The organism is Alloalcanivorax venustensis ISO4, from assembly GCF_015356855.1.
Taxonomy (GTDB): Bacteria; Pseudomonadota; Gammaproteobacteria; order Pseudomonadales; family Alcanivoracaceae; genus Alloalcanivorax; species Alloalcanivorax venustensis.
Map to the genome: position 1 here is coordinate 1 of NZ_ARXR01000001.1, position 18,701 is coordinate 18,701.

17 protein-coding genes are annotated in these 18,701 nt (G+C 66.6%); 8 read left to right on the forward strand and 9 right to left on the reverse strand.

Translation table 11 applies throughout. From position 1 onward, the window contains the following. Positions 1–65 precede the first annotated feature (65 nt). Positions 66–827: an enoyl-CoA hydratase-related protein gene (locus ISO4_RS00005; RefSeq protein ID WP_194854724.1), complete on the reverse strand. Its 762-nt coding sequence runs from the start codon at positions 825–827 to the stop codon at positions 66–68. Between the two features lie 156 nt (positions 828–983). On the opposite strand from ISO4_RS00005, the gene ISO4_RS00010 reads away from it, so the two are divergent. After that, positions 984–1,784, forward strand: coding sequence for an ATP-grasp domain-containing protein (locus tag ISO4_RS00010; RefSeq protein WP_194854725.1), 801 nt, complete (start codon positions 984–986; stop codon positions 1,782–1,784). On the opposite strand, the gene ISO4_RS00015 is transcribed toward ISO4_RS00010, so the two are convergent. Beyond that, entirely contained in the window at positions 1,724–2,914 is a 1,191-nt protein-coding gene (locus ISO4_RS00015; RefSeq protein WP_194854726.1) for a hypothetical protein, read from the reverse strand. The two genes, ISO4_RS00010 and ISO4_RS00015, sit on opposite strands and share 61 nt — an antisense overlap. 159 nt (positions 2,915–3,073) lie before the next feature. Between ISO4_RS00015 and serB the strand changes: the two genes are divergently transcribed. Continuing rightward, positions 3,074–4,303, forward strand: coding sequence for a phosphoserine phosphatase SerB (serB, locus tag ISO4_RS00020; RefSeq protein ID WP_142947446.1), 1,230 nt, complete (start codon positions 3,074–3,076; stop codon positions 4,301–4,303). Positions 4,304–4,399: 96 nt separating this feature from the next. On the opposite strand, the gene ISO4_RS00025 is transcribed toward serB, so the two are convergent. From ISO4_RS00025 to epmB, 3 genes are all read right to left on the reverse strand, one after another. Further along, positions 4,400–6,478: an EAL domain-containing protein gene (locus ISO4_RS00025; protein ID WP_194854727.1), complete on the reverse strand. Its 2,079-nt coding sequence runs from the start codon at positions 6,476–6,478 to the stop codon at positions 4,400–4,402. Between the two features lie 109 nt (positions 6,479–6,587). Beyond that, positions 6,588–8,066, reverse strand: coding sequence for a hypothetical protein (locus ISO4_RS00030; protein WP_194854728.1), 1,479 nt, complete (start codon positions 8,064–8,066; stop codon positions 6,588–6,590). A gap of 106 nt (positions 8,067–8,172) precedes the next feature. After that, positions 8,173–9,201, reverse strand: coding sequence for an EF-P beta-lysylation protein EpmB (epmB, locus tag ISO4_RS00035; RefSeq protein WP_228547802.1), 1,029 nt, complete (start codon positions 9,199–9,201; stop codon positions 8,173–8,175). Between the two features lie 33 nt (positions 9,202–9,234). Here epmB and efp point away from each other — a divergent pair, with 33 nt between their 5' ends. Both efp and epmA read left to right on the forward strand, forming a co-directional pair. Beyond that, positions 9,235–9,804, forward strand: coding sequence for an elongation factor P (efp, locus tag ISO4_RS00040; RefSeq protein ID WP_142947449.1), 570 nt, complete (start codon positions 9,235–9,237; stop codon positions 9,802–9,804). A 2-nt stretch (positions 9,805–9,806) separates the two neighbouring features. Further along, a complete protein-coding gene (gene epmA, locus ISO4_RS00045; protein ID WP_142947450.1) occupies positions 9,807–10,742 on the forward strand; it encodes an EF-P lysine aminoacylase EpmA in 936 nt (311 codons plus the stop codon). 79 nt (positions 10,743–10,821) lie between these two features. Here epmA and ISO4_RS00050 read toward each other — a convergent pair whose 3' ends face one another. The 4 genes from ISO4_RS00050 to ISO4_RS00065 all read right to left on the reverse strand — a co-directional run bounded on the left by ISO4_RS00050 (position 10,822) and on the right by ISO4_RS00065 (position 14,377). Beyond that, entirely contained in the window at positions 10,822–11,736 is a 915-nt protein-coding gene (locus ISO4_RS00050; RefSeq protein ID WP_142947451.1) for an alpha/beta fold hydrolase, read from the reverse strand. Between the two features lie 122 nt (positions 11,737–11,858). After that, entirely contained in the window at positions 11,859–13,025 is a 1,167-nt protein-coding gene (locus ISO4_RS00055) for an acetyl-CoA C-acetyltransferase (protein WP_142947452.1), read from the reverse strand. 132 nt (positions 13,026–13,157) lie between these two features. Beyond that, the gene (locus ISO4_RS00060; RefSeq protein WP_194854729.1) at positions 13,158–13,835 is read right to left on the reverse strand and encodes an anti-sigma factor; all 678 of its coding nucleotides are present in this window, start codon (positions 13,833–13,835) and stop codon (positions 13,158–13,160) included. Beyond that, a complete protein-coding gene (locus tag ISO4_RS00065; RefSeq protein WP_228547803.1) occupies positions 13,832–14,377 on the reverse strand; it encodes a sigma-70 family RNA polymerase sigma factor in 546 nt (181 codons plus the stop codon). The genes ISO4_RS00060 and ISO4_RS00065 overlap by 4 nt, the downstream gene beginning before the upstream one ends. A 188-nt stretch (positions 14,378–14,565) precedes the next feature. Here ISO4_RS00065 and ISO4_RS00070 point away from each other — a divergent pair, with 188 nt between their 5' ends. From ISO4_RS00070 to ISO4_RS00085, 4 genes are all read left to right on the forward strand, one after another. After that, complete coding sequence (locus ISO4_RS00070; protein ID WP_142947454.1) at positions 14,566–16,116, forward strand: DUF4331 domain-containing protein; 1,551 nt, start codon at positions 14,566–14,568, stop codon at positions 16,114–16,116. Between the two features lie 14 nt (positions 16,117–16,130). Then, positions 16,131–16,370: a hypothetical protein gene (locus ISO4_RS00075; protein WP_142947455.1), complete on the forward strand. Its 240-nt coding sequence runs from the start codon at positions 16,131–16,133 to the stop codon at positions 16,368–16,370. An 85-nt stretch (positions 16,371–16,455) separates the two neighbouring features. After that, a complete protein-coding gene (locus tag ISO4_RS17205; protein WP_194854730.1) occupies positions 16,456–17,571 on the forward strand; it encodes a tetratricopeptide repeat protein in 1,116 nt (371 codons plus the stop codon). Then, a complete protein-coding gene (locus ISO4_RS00085; RefSeq protein ID WP_194854731.1) occupies positions 17,568–18,695 on the forward strand; it encodes a HupE/UreJ family protein in 1,128 nt (375 codons plus the stop codon). Before ISO4_RS17205 ends, ISO4_RS00085 begins: the two co-directional genes overlap by 4 nt. Positions 18,696–18,701: the final 6 nt, after the last annotated feature.

Below are 18,701 nucleotides of genomic sequence, written 5' to 3' on the forward strand. Positions count from 1 at the left end.
CTGGACCCCGGGCACCGAGACCGAGCCGGCTACAGGGTCCCACAGCCCACACCGGCACCAGAATGTTATTTTTTGCCGACCTTGGCGGCGAGGATCGCTTTGGCTTCGTCGCCTTGCAGGAGCTCGGCGAACAGCGCCAGGTCGTGGTCGATCAGGTCGTGGAGGTCCATCTGCGCGGCCTGGCGCATCAGGCGCTTGCTTTCGCGCATGGCGCGGGGCGGCTTGGCCGCCAGGGTGCGGGCGTAGGCTGCGGCGGTGTCCGCCAGTTCGGCGGGGCTGACCATTTTGGCGACCAGGCCGGCCTGCAGGGCTTCCGGGGCCAGCAGCGGCTCGCCGGCGAGCAGCATGCGCGCGGCGCGCTGGTAGCCCAGCCAGGCCGGCAGCAGCTTGGCGGAGCCCGCTTCCGGCACCGCGCCCAGGTCGACGAACGGGGTCAGGAACTTGGCGTCGTCGGCGGCCACCACCAGGTCGGCGTGCAGCAGCATGGTGGTGCCCACGCCCACGGCATGGCCCTGGACGCCGATCACCAGCGGCTTTTCGAAGCGGCTCACGGCGCGGATAAAGGGCGCCGCGCCGCCTTCGGTGCCTTCGCCGGCGGCCAGGAAGTCGGCCAGGTCGTTGCCGGCGCTGAAGGATTTGCCGGCCCCCAGGATCAGCACCGCGCGCACGTCATCGCTGTCGCCGGCGAAGGCCAGCAGGTCGACCAGGTCGCGGTACATGGCGCCGGTCAGGGCGTTGAGTTTGTCCGGGCGGTTCAGGGTCAGGGTGAGCACCGCGCCGTCTTCGGCCGCCAGCACCTCACCGCTTTGCAAAGGGGGTAAATTCACAGCGTTCTCCCGAGTGTCGTTGTGCGCCAAAGCCTAGCCGGTGCGGACCCCGCTGGCCATGACAAATCCGCTTGCCGAGGGGCCCGTTTAGCCCTATAAATTCGCGGTTCGCCCGCGCGACCGTGCGCGGGCTTTTAGCCTGAGGTCCGTCGGCCTTTGAAACTGATCACCTTTGACCCTTTCCGCACCCTGGGCCTGCCGGGCGTGCATTACATCAAACCGGAGCTGATGCACGACCAGCGCGCGCGGTTGCTCGACGCGGACTGGCTGCTGTTCCCGGCTTACTGGCAGCTGCACAGCCTGCACTATGTGCTGGGCCGGCCGATTTTTCCCAGCCTGGCCAGTTACCACCTGGGGCACGACAAGGTGGAAATGACCCGGGCGCTGAAGCTGGCGTGCCCGGAACATCTGCCCGAGACCGATATCCTGCCGGCGGGGCCGCACGGCATCAGCCAGGTGCTGGATACCTGGCGCTTTCCGTTCGTGGCCAAGCAGATCCGCTCCAGCCAGGGCAGCGGCGTGTTTCTGATCGAGAGCCGCCAGCAGTTACTGGACTACGCCGCTCACAGCGAGGTGCTGTATATCCAGAAGCTGCTGCCGATCGTGCGCGATTTGCGCGTGGTGGTGGTGGGCCGTGACGTGATCGCCAGCTACTGGCGCGAGGGCACCAGCTTCCACAACAATCTGGCGCGCGGGGCGCGGGTGCGCACCGACCTGCCGGTGCCGGAGCCGGCCCTGGCGCTGGTCACCCGGCTTGCCCGCGAGCTGGGCATCGACCACGCCGGGTTCGACGTGGCCTGGGTGGAGGGCCGCCCCTACGTGCTGGAATTCAACCGCCTGTTCGGCAACCGGGGCATGCCGGAGCTGCCCCAGTTGATCGGCGCGGCGATGCGCGGTTACTTGCTCGGCGAGGCGTCGCCGGACACCCCGGAACCGCCCATGACCTTTTCCGCCTGAGTGCGCAGCAGGGTCTGATAGCGGTGCGCGAGCTGCTCCACCGGCTGCAGGCGAATCTGCCGGTCACCGGCTTGAACCAGCTGTGCCCGCTCGGTCTGGTAGAGGGCTTTGACGTCCAGTTCGGCGCGGGTCAGTTCCGCCTCGGGCACGTTCAGCCGGCCCGGCACCCCGGCCAGGCACAGGGCCCAGCTGTCCGCCTCGTTGAACTGGTTGCTGACCAGGGCCTTGAACTCCAGCGCCGGCGACTGGCCGGCTTTGCGCCGCGGCGCCTGCAGGCGGGCCACGCGCAGGAACAGCAGGCCGGCGCATAGCGCCGAAAAGGCGGTGTGCGACAGCGGCTCGCCGGTGAAGCGGATGCGCGCCCGGTCGCCGATGGCGGTGATCACTTCGCCGCCGTACAGCGCCGCCACTTCGCGCAGCAGGTGGTGGTAATCCGCCAGCAACGCTTCCAGCGCCGAGCGGGTGTAGCGCTGCTGGAAATGATCGAAGTTGACCACGCTCAAACGCAACTCCACGGACACGCCATCCGGCGCCGGCGCATCGCCGTCCACCGGGGCGACCGGCGGCGTTTCGGACGCCGTGTCCTGATCCGTGGCGGGCGCGGCCGTCGCCGGCGGCGCGGCGGGCCGCCACAGCCGGCGGCGGATCACCTCGGCCGCGGCGCGCAGGGCCAGCAGGCCCAGCACCACCAGCACATAGCCGGTTTCCAGGCGCTGACGCGGCGCGGTGTCGTGGGCGGCGGCCAGCACCACCGAGCCGGCCAGCTCGCCGTCCGGCAGGGCCACCGGCACCTCCACTTTCACCGGCAGGCTGTCGTCGCTCTTGCCGGTGACCGGCTCACGGGCCACGTCCAGAAACTGCACGCCGCCGACCGGCTCCAGGGCGCGGGTTTCGCGGGCGATCACGTTCAGCCCGATCAGGTCGTCACCGGCCAGGGACTCGGCGGAGCGCAGCGCGGTCTGTTGCGCCAGGGCCTTCAATTGCACCCGCTGCTCCGCCTGCAGGCGGGCGGAGAAGTGCTCCAGAAAATAGACCCCCACCACCAGCGCCACCAGCAGCATCAGCGCCAGTTCCAGCAGCAGTTGTTTTTCCCGTTGCAGCCAGGGCCGCCATTTTTCCCACACCGACATGCAGTGCCTTCCTTGCCTGTGAACGCGACGGCCGGGAGTATAACCCGTGGTGGCGGCGCTACGCTTGGCTCTGGCGCACGCACGCCAACCCGGCACGGTTTTCTGGTAATCTTAGCGGCTGTTCCGCAACGTACCGACCAGCCCGAGGAATCCCCCAGCGTGCGCGAGATTATTCTCATCCAGGTGTCCGGCAACGACCGGCCCGGCCTCACCGCGGCCTTTACCCGCATTCTGGCCCGCTACCACCTGAATATTCTGGATATCGGCCAGGCGGTGATCCACGACACCCTGTCGCTGGGCATCCTGGTGGAAGTGCCGCCGGCGGCGGAGGCGTCCTCGATGCTCAAGGACCTGCTGTTCGAGGCGCACAAGCGCAATATCTCGGTGCGCTTCCGGCCCATCGACGAGGACCGCTACGAGCAGTGGGTGTCCGGTCAGGGCAAGGACCGCCACATCATTACCCTGCTGGCGCGCAAGATCACCGCCGAGCAGCTCGGCGACGTGACCACCGTGGTGGCGGATAACGACCTCAACATCGACAGCATCGCGCGGCTTTCCGGCCGGGTGCACCTGGAAGGCGAGGACAGCGACCCGGACGGCCGCGCCTGCGTGGAAATCTCGGTACGCGGCGAACCCCGTGATCCGGGCGCCATGCGCGCCGCCTTCCTGGCGATCGCCAACGAACGCAACCTGGACATCGCCTTCCAGCGCGACAGCGCTTTCCGGCGCAACCGCCGCCTGGTGGTGTTCGATATGGATTCCACGCTGATCCGCTCGGAGGTGATCGACGAGCTGGCCGCCGAGGCCGGCGTCGGCGAGCAGGTGGCGGCGATCACCGACCGGGCGATGCTCGGCGAGCTGGATTTCAACGAAAGCTTCCGCGCCCGGGTGGCGCTGCTTAAAGGGCTGGACGAAAGCGCCCTGGAACGGGTGCGCGAGCGCATTCAGCTCACCGAAGGCGCCGACCGGCTGATCCCCACCCTGAAAGCGCTGGGCTACCGCACCGCGATTCTGTCCGGCGGCTTCACCTGGTTCGGTGACTGGCTGCAGAAACTGCTGGGCATCGACTACGTCTACGCCAACACCCTGGAGATCGTCGACGGCAAGGTCACCGGCGAGGTGGCGGAGCCGATCGTCAACGGCGAGCGCAAGGCGGAGCTGTTGCGGGAGATCGCCGCCCGCGAAGGCATCAACCTGGAGCAGGTGATCGCCGTGGGCGACGGCGCCAACGACCTGCCCATGCTGGGCGCCGCCGGCCTCGGCATCGCCTTCCGCGCCAAACCGCTGGTGAAGGAAAACGCCGCCCACTCGATTTCCACCCTGGGGCTGGACGGCATTCTTTATCTGATTGGCGTCCGCGACAAAGACCAACAGGAACTACTGAAATAGTTAATAATTAACAGTTAACAGTGAATAGTTAAAAAAGCGCGGGCCACTGGCTTTGTTTCGCTATTAACTATTAACTGTTCACTGTTAACTGCTCTCTCATCCTTCCGTGGTTTCCGCCGTCTCGAGGCGGTCCATCGGCGCCTGCAGATAATAGCCCTGCAGGTAGTCGACGCCGCCGAGGCTCCACAGGGTTTGCATCTGGGCGGCGGATTCGACGAAGCCGACCAGGGTGCGGCGGCCGCTGTCGCGGGCTTGCTGAATGATTTCCGCGAACCGTTCCCGGCTTTCCGCTTTGCTCAGTTCCTGGGTGAAGGAGCCTTCGAATTTCACCATGGTGGCGGGAATGTGCTCGAACAGTTTGAACGGGTCCAGGCCGCCGCCGAAACGGCTGATCGACAGGCCGCAGCCCTGTTTGCGCACCGCGTCGGCGAACGCCGCCGCCTGCTTGAGGTAATTGACCGCATCGCCTTCGCTGAACTGGAAGATCACCTGCTCGCCGGACAACTTGGCGGCGCGCATCGCCTTGGTGAGCCATTCCGCCAGGCCCGGCTCGCCCAGGGAGTAACCGCTGAGATTCACCAGCAAGGTGATTTTCTGTTCGTGGGCGGCCGCCGCGCGCATGGCGTTGAGCACCACCCAGCGGTCCACCTTGCCGGCCAGGCCCTGCTCGGCGGCGGTGGGCATGAAGTCGGCGGCGGCCAGGTCGTCGCCCTGCTTCTGCGGCATGTGCACGAACACTTCGAAGACATGCTCGTTTTCGTCTTCCAGGCTCATCAGCGGCTGGTATTTGAGGCGGAAGCTGCCTTTCTCCAGCGCCTGGCGGATGCTCAGCGCGATCGCTTCGGAGGAGCCGGCGGCCACATCGTCCATGGGGTCATGGATCTTGATGGCATTGCCCTGCTCGTTGTTTTCGCGCTGCGCCTGGTTACAGCATTTCAGCGCCTTGGTGAGAATGTCCTGGCTGCTGCGCGCGTCCTCGCGGGCGAACGCCAGCCCCAGGCTGGCGGTGACGTGGGCGGTGCGGCTGGCCACTTCCGGCATCAGGGTCTCGATGCCGGCGCGCAACTCTTCCGCCAGTTGCCCGGCTTCGTCCAGGTCGTTGACCGGCTTGAGCAGGGCGAAATCCTCGCCGTCCACCCGCGCCAGCTTGCCGCCGGCGCTGTGCTCGCGCAGCCAGTCCGCCACCGCCCGCAGCACATCGTCGGCGCCTTCCATGCCCAGGCTGGACTGGTGCTGTTCAAAGCCGTCCAGGCGCAGATACAGCACCGCCGCCAGTTGCCCCTGGCGGGCCGCTTCGGCCACCGCCTGATCCAGCTGTTCCATGAACCAGGTGCGGCTGTAGAGGCCGGTGACCTGATCGGTCTGGCTGATCTCGTGCAGGCGCTCCTGCAGGGCGTTCTCGTCCAGGCTGGCGGCGCGGATCACGATCTGGGTGCAGGCCTCGCCGTCGTAGGTGCTGGGCGAGAACACGAAGGTGGCGTCGAATTCGCTGTCGTCGGTATGCACACCACGGCATTCCAGCTCGTTGGTCTGGCTGGCGTTCTCGGCGCGGCTGCGCAGCAGCTTCTTGAGGCGGTCGTGGTCACTGGCGGAGACCATGTCCATGATCGGCACGCCGGCCAGTTCCTCGGCGCTGTCGTAACCGAACATGCGGGCGTAGTTGTCATTGGCATGGATGTGCATGCCGTCGAGCACATAGGCGATGGCGTCGCGGCTCTGATCCATCAACTGGCTGAGCCGCTTTTCCGCTTCGTGGCGGGTGATCTCGGAGTGTTGCAGCTCCTTGCGCAGGCGCAGGAATTCCATCAGCCGGTCGACGCATTGCATCAGCATTTCGCGGTCGTCCTTGGGCGCCACCGCGCGGGCGCCGGCCTTGTAGGCGTTACGCACGATCTCGGCATTGTAGTCGTCGCTGAGCAGAATCACCGGCAGTGCCTTGCCGAGCCGGTTCAGGTGCGCCATGGCGCTTTCGAAGGAGCCGTCACCGAAGGTGGGCCGGCACAGCATCAGTTCCCAGGCGCCGCCCTTCAGTGCCCTCACCAGATCGTCCTCGCCCAGGGCCAGCTGCGCGCGGGTGGCGCGGCCGGCGTTACGGAGGGTGTTCATAAGCTGTTCAGCTTCGTCCTGGGAATCGTGCGCGATCAGCAAGCGGAGGGTATCGAGGGCGTAATTCATCGGCGCCAGTGCTCATCCGTTATTCGTAGAGCATCTATTGTGCCTGACGGGACTGCGTTCGCCAAAGACCTTACCGCCGCGCGGGATTGTCCTTGCGGAGCGCCGGCGCTCAGACCGCCGGACGCAGGGTGTACTGGGCGATATCCGGGGAGCCGGCCAGGCGCACGCCGAGCCGGGTGTCCCGGGGCGGGCCGTCCCACAGGGTCAGGCGGGTACCGCTGCGGTAGCCGGTGGTGGGCACCACCAGGGTCTCCGGATCGTCACCTTCCGGGGACGGCACCAGCAACGCCGGCGCCGGCCAGGCATTGGGGTCGCCGGCGCTGACACGCACCGGCCGCAGGGTCTCGGGCAACAACGCCACGCCCAGGCGTACCGCGTCGCCGAGCCAGGCCACCCAGCGTATTTCTCCGACCCGCCATTGCGGCTGCTCCATCGGCGACAGCGCCAGCAGGCCGCCGGCGCGCAGGGTGTTGGGGGTGCCGCCACGCCACTCCAGACAGTAACCGCCGTCGCCGTGATCCACCCGCCGCACCCGGTGCAGGGGCTCATCGCCCTCGCCCTGGTCCAGGCGCCGGTGCACCGCGTCCAGCCCCAGACAGAGCAGCATTTCACCGTCCACCGGGCGGCGCGGCCCGCGCCGCTCGCGCGGGCCCAGCCAGGCCCAGCGCAAATGGTGGGAGAGGATGTCCGACAACGGCCGGCTGCGGTGGCCGGGGCCGCCTTCGGCCAGCGCGGCGGCCAGCGGCCGGGTGTCGAAGTAACGCAGCGCCTGGCCGTCGCCCGCCGTGGCGGACAGGGCCTGGGGGCCGGCGTCGCTTTGCAGATCCACATGGAAGGGGGCGTCGGCAGCGTCCGCCAGCAACGGCATCCAGCGGGCCCAGTGGGCGGCGGCCCGGTACAGTGCCATCAACGCCGGCTGGCGAAGCTGATTGGGCTGGGCGCTGGCGGTGAGCAGCAAACGGCCATAAGCGATCAACACCGCGCCTTCCTCGCCGGGCAACTCCGGGTCCGACACGGTGAGCGCCTCCAGGGCGTGGCGCTCGGCTTCGGCATAGAGGTTGTGCAGGACCTGCCAGGTGCCCGCCGGCGGCTCCTTGTAGAGCAGCATGTGCAGAAACAGATCCTGGGCGCGGGCGTCCATGGCGCGCTGCAGGGCGGTGGCGGCGGCTTGACGTTCGGGCCGGTTGAGCTTGCCGCGCAACAGCGGCGCGGCCACGCTCTGGTAGCCGATGGCCAGCCCCTGGAACAAGCGGTGCGATAACGCGGCGGCCTGCAGCGCACGCTCCGGCGGCATCAAGGGCAGATTCAGGTAGCGGCTTTCCAGGGTGTAGGCCAGTTGCCGGAGGCGGGGCCGGATCTCCTCCAGCAGGGCCAGCCGGCGGCGGCCGTCAACGCGCAAACGGGGCAGTTCGTCCAGCAACGTCAGTAACGGCGGCGCTCCGCGGTGCGGGTCGCCGATCGGCAGCGCATCCAGCCAGGCGCGCAGCCGGCGCGGCCGGGCACTGGCCAGCGACAGTTTGTCCAATTCCGGTTCCGGAACCCCCAGACGCACTTCCCACGCCGACTCCGTTTGGCGGGCCTCTTCCATGGCTTGTTCCTCACAGGCTTGGCCTCCGCCGCCCGGCGAAGGCTATATTCAAATTATTGTTGTGATGATCATCACAAATATAACTTGAACACCCGGTAATTGTACATTATCCAGCCAATACCGTTTTTGAACCCGCTCCCGGTTCTTCGCGCGCCAGCCTGGGCACCAGGAACCCCGGCAGCCGGTCCCGCAGGGCGGCGTGCAGGTCGCGGGCGCGCGCGTCCGGCACCGCGAAATGGGCGGCGCCCGCCACCGCGTCCAACTGGTGCAGGTAATAGGGCAGCACGCCGGCCTCGAACAGGGCGTCGGACAGGGACGCCAGGGCCTCGGCGTCGTCGTTGACCCCGGCCAGCAGCACCGACTGATTGAGCAGGGTGACGCCGCCGCGGCCCAGGGCGCGGCAGCGCTCCGCCAGCGCCGGACTGATCTCGCGGGGGTGGTTGGCGTGCAGCACCAGGGTGGCGCGCCAGCGTGGCGACGCCAGCAACGCCGCCAACCCCTCATCCAGGCGCTCGGGAATCACCACCGGGGTGCGGCTGTGGATCCGCAGGCGGCGCAGATGCGGCAGCGCCGCCAGGGCCTCCAGCAGCTCGCCCAGGCGCCGGTTGCTCAGCGTCAGCGGATCACCGCCGCTGAGGATCACCTCGTTGATGTCGGTGCGCCGCGCCAGCCAGTCCAGTGCCTGTTGCCAACGGCCGCCGGACAGATGCTCCTGGTACGGGAAGTGGCGGCGAAAGCAGTAGCGGCAATGCACCGCGCAGGCGCCGGTGACCACCAGCAGCGCGCGGCCATGGTATTTGTGCAGCAGGCCGGGCACCGGGGTGTGGCGGGATTCATCCAGCGGGTCGGCGTTATAGCCGGGCACCGCCTCGCGCTCGCGGCCGGTGGCGAGGATCTGCAGCAGCAGCGGGTCGTCGGGGTTGCCCGGTTCGATCAGATCCAGGTAACGGCGCGGCACCCGCAACGGGAAGGCGCTGTCGTCGTCGGCGCCGCCGGGGATCTGGTCGGGGCGCAGCGACAGCCGCTCGCACAGCTCCCCCACCCCGGTCACCAGGTCGGCCTGCAGACGGCGCCAGTCGGGTACCTGCCAACCGTCCGCTTCCTGCGTTATCATGGCCAGCTTCTTAAATGCCATCCGGTAATTCCCCGACACAGTGGATAGATATCTATGGCCAGCTATTCTACCAGTGAATTCAAGTCCGGCTTGAAGGTTATGCTCGACGGCGACCCCTGCGCCATCATCGAGAACGAGTTCGTAAAGCCCGGCAAGGGCCAGGCCTTCAGCCGCGTAAAGCTGCGCAACCTGAAGACCGGCAAGGTGTGGGAACGCACCTTTAAATCCGGCGACAGCCTGGAAGGCGCCGACGTGCTGGATGTGCAGATGCAGTACATCTTCAGCGACGGCGAATTCTGGCACTTCATGGACACCGAGACCTTCGAGCAGAAGCAGGCGGACGAAGCCGCGGTGGGCGACGCCAAGCAGTGGCTCAAGGAAGAGGACATGTGCGAGGTGACCCTTTACAACGGCGAGCCGCTGAACGTGAACCCGCCCAACTTCGTGGAGCTGGAGATCGTCGAGACCGATCCCGGCCTGAAGGGCGACACCGCCGGCACCGGCGGCAAGCCGGCCACCCTGAGCACCGGCGCGGTGATCCGCGTGCCCCTGTTCGTGCAGGAAGGGGAAATCGCCAAGGTGGACACCCGCACCGGCGAGTACGCGGGCCGTATCAAAAACTAGTGGTGACCGACTGGCGGCCCACCGCCTCCCTGGAGGCCATCAAAGCGCGCGCCGGGCTGCTGAGCACGGTGCGCGCTTTTTTTGCCGCCCGGGGCGTGCTGGAAGTGGACACCCCGCAACTGGCGCGCCACGGGGTCAGCGACCCCCATATTCAGTGCATTCCGGTGCCCGGCCACGGCTATCTGCAGAGCTCGCCGGAATATCATATGAAGCGGCTGCTGGCCGCCGGCAGCGGGCCGATCTATCAGATCTGCAAAGCCTACCGGGACGGCGAAGCCGGCGCCCGGCACAACCCCGAGTTCACCATGCTGGAATGGTACCGGCCGGGTTTTGATCTGAGCGCTCTGATCAACGAGTGCCTGACCCTGTTCGGCGAACTGTTCCCCGGCGCGCCGTCGCGGACTTATCGGTTCCGCGACCTGTTCGCCGACGTCACTGGGCTGGACCCGCTGACCACTTCGGACAGCGACCTGATTCAGCGCGCCGAACAACACGGCGCTCCCGAAGACCTGGATAAAGCCGCCGCGGTGGATTACCTGATGGCCACCACGGTGGAAGCCGCCCTGCCCGCCGAACAGCTCTCGGTAGTCACCGACTTCCCAAGCTGGGCCGCCGCCCTGGCCCAAACCCGCACGGACACCGACGGCACCGAAGTGGCCTTACGGTTCGAGATTTATTACCGGGGCCTGGAGCTGGCCAACGGCTACCAGGAACTGACCGACGCCGACGAGCAGCGCCGAAGGTTTGAGCGGGATAGCCGGCTGCGAGGGGAGTACGGCCTGAATGTTATGGACGCCGACCCTTACCTCCTCGACGCCATGCACCATGGTTTGCCCGCCTGCAGCGGCGTGGCCATGGGTGTGGAGCGGCTGTTGATGGCCCAACGAAACAGCAATCGCATCGACGAGGTGCTGACCTTTCCCGGCGACCGGGCCTGAAGGTGGGCACTAACAGCGTCTCTGGGATCCTGCCGGGAGCTTCGCTCCCTTTCGCGGGCTGGGCCCGCTCCTACCAGGGCTAGGCGGCGGCTTTTGCGGTGCGGCCGGCGCGGGCGCAGTTCTCGGCGACCAGCTCGATCAGGCGCGGCTGCACCGACGGCGGGAAGTCGTGGCCCATGCCGTCGATGATGGCGAGCCGGGCGCCGGGCATGGCGCGGGCCGAGGCGCGGCCGCCGGCGGGCCGGATCAGCGGATCGCTGCCGCCGTGAATCACCTGGGCGGGGCAGCGCACTTTTTTCAGGCGCTTACTGAGGTTGCCGGTGGCCATGATCGCCATGAACTGGTTGCGGATACCGCGCGGGTTCAGGCCCCGCTCCCAGCTGCGCTGGAACATCTCGGTGAGTTCTTCGCGGCCCTGGTCCAGGGTGCCGCCCAGCTTGGCCATCATCCCCAGGCCGAACGCCACATAGTCTTCCACGGTTTCAATCTTCACCCGCGGCGCCACCAGGGTTTTCAGCGCCGCCGGTTTCGGCGGCGGCAGGAAGGGGCTGTTGGTGCTGGACATGATCGAGGTGACGCTGAGCACCCGCTCCGGATGGGTGGCGGCGGCCAGTTGCGCGACCATGCCGCCCATGGAGGCGCCCACCAGATGGGCGCGCTCGATACCCAGGGCGTCCAGCAGCCCCATGGTGTCGGCGACCAGATCGTCCAGGGTGTAGGGGGCGTGGACTTTGAGGCCGACCATGTAGCGCAGCATCGCCGTCATCGGGCCGTACTTGAACGGCTCGCGGATGGCGGTGGATTTACCGGCGTCACGGTTGTCAAAGGCGATCACCCGGTAACCCCGGTTGGCCATGGCGTCGAGCAGACCTTCCGGCCAGAACACCAGCTGCGCGGAGAGACCCATGATAAAGACCAGCGGTTCGCCGTCCTCGGGCCCACGGGTTTCGTAGAAGAGATCGACGCCGTTGCTGCGCACCGTGCCTGTGGCCATGCCTGTCACCTGTGTTGGGGGATTTTCGGGTTATCCGCTCAACATAGAAAAGCCCGGCGCCAACCACAAGCGCCGGGCTTCTTTTGGCCCGCACGGCCCGGCGAAGGGCCGTTGGAACGGCGTTAGAGCACTTCGATGATGGTGGCGTTGGCGGTGCCGAGACCTTCGCAGATCGCCAGCAGACCGTAGCGGCCACCGCGCCGTTTCAGCTCGTACACCAGCGTGCCCATCAGCTTGGCGCCGGTGGCGCCCAGCGGGTGGCCCAGCGCCTGGGCGCCGCCGTTGACGTTCAGCTTGTCGTAGTCGGCGCCGAGGGCGTTCATCCATGCCAGCGGCACGGAGCCGAACGCTTCGTTGACCTCATACAGATCGATGTCCGCCAGGGTCATGCCGGCCCGCTTGAGCACCTTTTCGGTGGCCGGGATCGGACCTTCCAGCACCATGGTGGGGTCGGAGCCGACCACCGCCATGGCGTGGATGCGCGCCAGCGGCTTGAGACCGAATTCCTTCACCGCCTGCTCGCTGGCCACCAGCACCGCCGAGGCGCCGTCGGTGATCTGGCTGGCGTTGGCGGCGCTGATGATGCCGTTCTCCGCCAGCGGCTGCAGCCCGCGGATGGAATCCAGGTCGGCGTCCCAGCGAATGCCTTCGTCCACATCGTGCAGGGTCTCCCCGCCGTCATCCAGGTTCACGTTCACCGGCAGAATTTCCTGCTTGAAGCGGCCGGCCTCGGTGGCGGCGGCGGCGCGGCGGTGGGAGTCGTAGGCGAACCGGTCCAGGTCGTCCTTGCTGACGCCGTACTTCTTGGCCATGCGCTCGGCGCCCACGAACTGGCTGAAGTTCTCGCCCGGGTAGCGGCGGCTGATTTCGCCGGTGAACGGATTGCCCAGCTCCTTGGCCACGGTGACCGGGGAGCCGATCGGCACCTGGCTCATGGATTCCACGCCACCGGCGATCACCAGGTCCTGGGTGCCGCTCATCACCGCCTGGGCGGCGAAATGAATGGCCTGCTGGGAGGAACCGCACTGCCGGTCGATGGACACGCCGGGCACCGATTCCGGCAACCGTGAACTGAGCACGGAGGTGCGCGCGATATTGAAGGTCTGCGGCCCGATCTGGCTGACGCAGCCGTAGATCACGTCGTCCACCCGGTCCGGGGCGACACCGGTGCGCTCCAATACCGCATCAATCACTTTACCGCCCAGATCCGCCGGGTGAACCCGGCTGAGCCGGCCGTTGCGGCGGCCGCCGGCGGTGCGTACCGCTTCTACGATGTATGCCGTGGTCACGATGAGTTCCTCGCCTGAATTCGAAAGAACCCCAAGACTACGCCCGGCCCGCCGCCGCGCTCAATGACCATAATGAACCCCGGTCCTGACCCGAACGAACCCGGCAACGGCCGCCACGGCCGGCGGCGGCGCTTACAGGGTGACCATCCTGACCTGATACAACACCGGGCCGGTGGGTTGACCGGTGGGTGAGCCGCCCGCCGGTTCCAGGCTCACGGCCAGGGTGCGCGAACGGCGCAGCACCTGGAGATGTTCCTCGGTCAAGGCCGCGGCCTGCTCCTCGTCGGCGGTCGGTAACAGCCCCATGGAGATGGCGGCCCCGGAACGGGGCAACAACCACAGCTCGAACGCCTTGCCGTCGGCGGGGGCGTCCACCTGCACGCCCTGCGCGGACAGGTAACGCCGGCCGTCCTCGCTGCGGGCCTCCAGCACCCACAGGGGTTCCGCCTGGCTGTTCTGGATCACCCCGACGAAACGTTGCGGTGCCGGCGCCGCCGGCCAGAACAGCATCACCGCGATCACCAGGGAGGCGGCCAACAGGCCCCCCACCGGCCACCACAGGTTCCGGGCGCCGCTACCCGGACGATCAATGCGGCCACGCACTTTGCGCCATACCACCGCCGGTGGGCGGCGCTCGGGAATGGCGCCGTTGAGCGCCTGGAAGCGGCGCTCCCAATACCACACCTGACGCCGCACCCGTGGCGACTCCAGCATCCAGGTTTCGAAACGGCGGCGGGCGGCGCCGGTCAGGGTGCCCAGCACATACTCCGCGGCAAGGGCGTGATTACGTTCGTGCCGATCCGCTTTCATCGTTCCAGACACCGGCGCATGAAATCCAGACCGCGACGGACCCAGCTTTTCACTGTGCCCAGCGGCCGCCCCAGGGTGCGCGCCATCTGCCCATGGGTAAGACCGTGAAAGTAAGCCAGCTGAATGCTGGCGCGATGCTCATCACTAAGCTCACGGAGACAACGGTCGAGAATTTTTTCGTCCGCGCTTGCCAGCGCCGCCTGCTGGGGCTCCATGGCTCCGCTGCGTAACTGATTTTTCAGGTCGTCCACATCCTGATGACCGCGCCGCTGGCGCAGCACATCCATGCAGGCGTAACGGCCGATGGAAATTATCCAGGTGAGCGGTGAACCGCGTTCAGGATGGTACTCACCGGCGTGGTGCCAAACTTTTATGTAGATTTCCTGTAACACGTCCTCGGCCTCGTGCCGATTCCCCAGCATTCGCAGACAAAGGCCGTATAAACGCGGCGAAGTCGCGCTATACAACCTTTCGAACGAAGCCAGGTCTCCTCTGGAAGTCTGCGCCATTAGTTGCACCATATCCGAAAACTTTTCACTCATGGCGCGTCCCGCTCCTTTGTCTACACGCCGCGCTCACGGGGAAGGGTGGAATTTCCAGTGTTACCCGCTCCCCTCTGATACGCGCTCCGCCGCCGAATGGATGCAATAAAAAGTTAATTTTTTACCGCATCCAAACGATCACCCAACTCGTATTACAACGTGATCGCTACCGAAAACTGGAGAAAAAAATGCAACATCTGCTTGCCAAATCACCACTCGCCATCGCGGTGGCCTCACTGGTTCTGGCCGCGCCCTCGGTGCTCGCGTCAAGCCACCGTGAAGCCCCGTTCATCACCGGCAGTCCGAAGGTCGACGGCACGGACTTCTATATGTTCCGCAGCTATGAACCCACCCGCTCGGACTTTGTAACCCTCATCGCCAACTACCAGCCGCTGCAAGATGCCTACGGCGGTCCGAACTATTTTCTTCTCGACGAAAACGCCGTTTATGAAATTCATATCGATAACGACGGCGACGCTATCGAGGATCTGACATTCCAGTTCCAGTTCAACAACGAATACAAGAACCTTGCCGTGCCCGCCGGCGCGGATGGCGACACCCCGGTGCCGCTGAGCAATATCGGCCCGATCTCCGCGGGCGACACCAATGCGCTCAACGTCACGCAGACCTATACGGTGAAGCTGATTACCGGCGACCGCCGCAGCGGCCAGTCGCAAGCCATCACCAATGCGAGCAGCAGCTCTGAAACCTTCATCAAGCCGATGGACAACATCGGCAACAAGTCGATTCCCGATTACCCCGCCTACGCCAGCGACGCGATTTACCCGATCGCCATTCCCGGTTGCGATAACGACGGCAGAGTGTTCGTCGGTCAGCGCAAGGAAGGCTTCGTGGTCAATCTGGGCGAAGTCTTCGACCTGGTTAATACCAATCCGGTCGGCCCCCGTGACGGCGAACGCAACATCATCGGCGACAAGAACATCACCAGTCTTGCGCTGGAAGTACCTAAAAGCTGCCTGACCGCCGGTGATAGCGCCGTGATCGGTGGCTGGACCACCGCCAGCGTGCCGCAGGCGCGGGTCATCAACCCGGCCCCGCAGGGCTCCGCGGTGACCGGTTCCGCCGGCGCCAAACCGGCCAGCGTGGAAGGCGGCGCCTTCACCCAGGTCTCCCGTCTCGGCTCACCGCTGGTCAACGAAGTGGTGATCGGCCTGCCGGACAAGGACCGCTTCAACGCCAGTGAACCCAAGGACGATGGCCAATTCGCGCAATACGTTACGAATCCGAGCCTGCCTGTGCTGCTGAATGCTCTGTTCGGCGACGCTGCGCTGCCACCGGAAACGCCGCGTAACGATCTGGTCACCGCCTTCCTGACCGGCTTCCCGGGTGTGAACCAGCTGCCCACCGTGACCCCCAGCGAAATGCTGCGGCTTAATACTGACATCGAGCCGACGGTTCCCGCCGATCAGAACGATCTCGGCGTAGTCGGTGGCGACCTCGCCGGATTCCCGAACGGTCGCCGTCCCTATGACGACGTGGTGGATATCGCGTTGAACGCGGCGATGGGCAAGCTCTGTGGCCAGTTAGACGCCGGCAACTGCGGCACCCAGTCCACGCCTCAGAACGGTGACAACTTCTACACCGACGGCACACGGGCCGCCGGCGCCACCGCCGCCACCTCGGTGATCAGCGGTGAAATCGACAACGATGACACCTATCTGGCCGAGTTCCCGTACCTGGCGAATCCGATCCCGGGCTCTCCGAACGAAGCTCGATAAACAGGAGCGATCCGATGAGATTGATTAAACAGGGTGCGTTACTGGCGGGTCTGATTGTCGGTCTCGCCGCCTGCGGCGGCGACAGCGACAACGACCCGGTGGTCAACAACAACACCAACTTCACGGCCTTCGTGAAGGGGCTGCTGGACGACGACCCCAACGGCGAGCCGGCCAACATCAACAATCGAAACTTCCGTTTCACCAACCAGGAAGACCCGGATGCCTATGACGACGTCCTGTCGAGCAACAACTAAGGGACGGGGTATCCTGCAACAGCTCCGGCGGCTCGCGCTGCCGGGGCTGTTCCTTTTTGCGGGCGGCGCTTTCGGCAACCCTGCCGTGGCGGCGCCCTATACCCCCGAGACCGACGATCAGGTCCTCCAGCGCCTGCCGACCCCCAGCATTCTCGACGGGGCCGATGCCCTTCAGGAAAAGCTGGCGGACGACCCACGCGACCGCGACAGCGCGGAACAGCTGGCACGCCTGTATATCCAGGCGGCGCGGCGCGAGGGCGACCCCCGTTATCTGGGCTACGCCAGCGCCACCCTGTCGCCGTGGCTGCAGGGGTCCGACGCGCCGCCTTCGGTGCTGGTGCTGGCCGCCACCATCGCGCAGGGGGAACACCGCTTCACCCAGTCCCGCCACCAGCTGCGGGAGGCCCTGGCGCAAAATCCACGCCTCGGCCAAGGCTGGCTGACGCTGGCGGTGATCACCCAGGTCCAGGGGCAGTATGAAGAAAGCCTGCAAGCCTGCCGCCGTGCCGCCACCCTGGTGCCGACGGCGGCCGCCCTCACCTGCCAGGCCAGTGTGCTGGCGCTCAACGGCGGGCTCGAGCCCGCCTACGCCCGGTTGAGCCGGTACGCGGACGGCGCCGGCGACGTGGCCGACAATGTGGCGGTGTGGATGCAGACCCGCCTGGCTGAAATGGCCTGGCAGAAGGGCGACCTGGACGCCGCCCGCGCGCACATCCAGCGGGGACGAGCGCTGGACCCCGAGGACCGCTACCTGCGGCACCTTTACGCGGATTTCCTGCTCGCCGAGTCGCGCCCCGACGCGGCCATCGATGTGCTGGAAGACTATGTCGACCAGGACGGCGCCTTGCTGCGCCTGGCGATCGCCGGCATCGACGCCGGGGACCGCCGCGCCGACCGTTGGGCGCAACAGTTCCGCGATCGGATGGCGGCGGCGCAACGCAGCGCGGAGTACGCGCATTTGCGCGAACTGGCGCGCTTCACCCTGGTGGTGGAAGACGACCCGGCAGAAGCCCTGGCATTGGCGCGGGCGAACTGGCGCACCCAGAAAGAACCCGCCGACATGCACATCTACCTGGCGGCGGCGCGGGCCGCCGGCGAGCCCGGCGCGGCGGATGAGGTGCGCACCTTTATCGCCGAGCACGGCGTGCAGGACAGTCGTCTGGCGCCGTTCCTGGATAACGGTACGGAGGCCGGGTCATGATCAAGCTTATTACCGTACTGCTACTGATCCTTCCCACCCTGGCGCTGGGGCACAAACCCAGTGACAGTTACCTGACCATCAACGTGGAAGACGGCGGCGCCCTGTCCGGACAGTGGGATATCGCGCTGCGCGACCTGGAGCGGGCCGTGGGCGTGGATCAGAACCGCGATGCCCGGGTCACCTGGGACGAACTGAAAGCGCGGCGCGCGGAACTGGAAGACCATATTCTCAGCCGGCTGACGGTAACCGCCCGGGATGGCGACCGCGAGCAGGTCTGCACACTCGACAGTGACGGCCTCAAAGTGGACGACCATGTGGACGGCACCTATGCGGTGTTCCTGCTGACGGGCGACTGCGGCCTGTCGCCACTGTCGCTGACACTGAACTACCGGCTGCTGTTCGACCGCGACGCCAGCCACCAGGGCCTGGTGGAAGTACGCTACGGGGATCAGCCCGGTCAGCCGGTGGCGCTCAGCAACCAGCACCGCGAGCAAACCCTGAGCCGCGACGGCGACGGCGGCCTGGCCGCGCTGGCCACCTTCTTCCGTCAGGGCGTGCATCATATTCTGATCGGCTACGACCACATTCTGTTTCTGCTGACGCTGCTGTTCCCGGCGGTGCTGGTGTGGCGCCAGGGCGCCTGGCGGCCCAAGGAGTCCATGCGCGAGGCCCTGCTCACCACCCTGGGCATCGTCACCGCCTTCACCGTGACCCATTCGCTGACGCTGGCGCTGGCCTCCCTGGGGCTGGTGAATCTGCCGTCCTGGCTGGTGGAGTCGGCGATCGCCATCACCGTGGGCCTGGGCGCGGCCAGCAATCTGGCGCCGCAGTACTTCCCGCGCCGCTGGGTCATGGCTCTGGTGTTCGGTCTGATCCACGGGCTCGGCTTCGCCGCCGTGCTCGCCGATCTGGGCCTGGACGGCGGCAGCCTGGTGCTGACCCTGCTGGGCTTCAATCTGGGGGTGGAAGCCGGCCAGGCGCTGATCGTGTTGATCTTCGTGCCGGCGGCGTTCCTGGTACGGCGCACCGCCGCCTACCGGCGCTGGTTCGTGCCGATCGGCTCGGTGGCGATTATCGCCATCGCCACCGTCTGGGCGGTGGAGCGTCTGGCCGGCGCGCTGTAAGCGTCC

What these genes read in the sequence shown, in the direction of transcription:
- ISO4_RS00015 (WP_194854726.1), bottom strand. Translation starts at nt 2,914, where the DNA reads ATGTCGGTGTGGGAAAAATGGCGGCCCTGGCTGCAACGGGAAAAACAA.
- ISO4_RS00025 (WP_194854727.1), bottom strand. Translation starts at nt 6,478, where the DNA reads ATGAATTACGCCCTCGATACCCTCCGCTTGCTGATCGCGCACGATTCC.
- ISO4_RS00030 (WP_194854728.1), bottom strand. Translation starts at nt 8,066, where the DNA reads ATGGAAGAGGCCCGCCAAACGGAGTCGGCGTGGGAAGTGCGTCTGGGG.
- epmB (WP_228547802.1), bottom strand. Translation starts at nt 9,201, where the DNA reads ATGGCATTTAAGAAGCTGGCCATGATAACGCAGGAAGCGGACGGTTGG.
- efp (WP_142947449.1), top strand. Translation starts at nt 9,235, where the DNA reads ATGGCCAGCTATTCTACCAGTGAATTCAAGTCCGGCTTGAAGGTTATG.
- ISO4_RS00050 (WP_142947451.1), bottom strand. Translation starts at nt 11,736, where the DNA reads ATGGCCACAGGCACGGTGCGCAGCAACGGCGTCGATCTCTTCTACGAA.
- ISO4_RS00060 (WP_194854729.1), bottom strand. Translation starts at nt 13,835, where the DNA reads ATGAAAGCGGATCGGCACGAACGTAATCACGCCCTTGCCGCGGAGTAT.
- ISO4_RS00065 (WP_228547803.1), bottom strand. Translation starts at nt 14,377, where the DNA reads ATGAGTGAAAAGTTTTCGGATATGGTGCAACTAATGGCGCAGACTTCC.
- ISO4_RS00070 (WP_142947454.1), top strand. Translation starts at nt 14,566, where the DNA reads ATGCAACATCTGCTTGCCAAATCACCACTCGCCATCGCGGTGGCCTCA.
- ISO4_RS00075 (WP_142947455.1), top strand. Translation starts at nt 16,131, where the DNA reads ATGAGATTGATTAAACAGGGTGCGTTACTGGCGGGTCTGATTGTCGGT.
- ISO4_RS00085 (WP_194854731.1), top strand. Translation starts at nt 17,568, where the DNA reads ATGATCAAGCTTATTACCGTACTGCTACTGATCCTTCCCACCCTGGCG.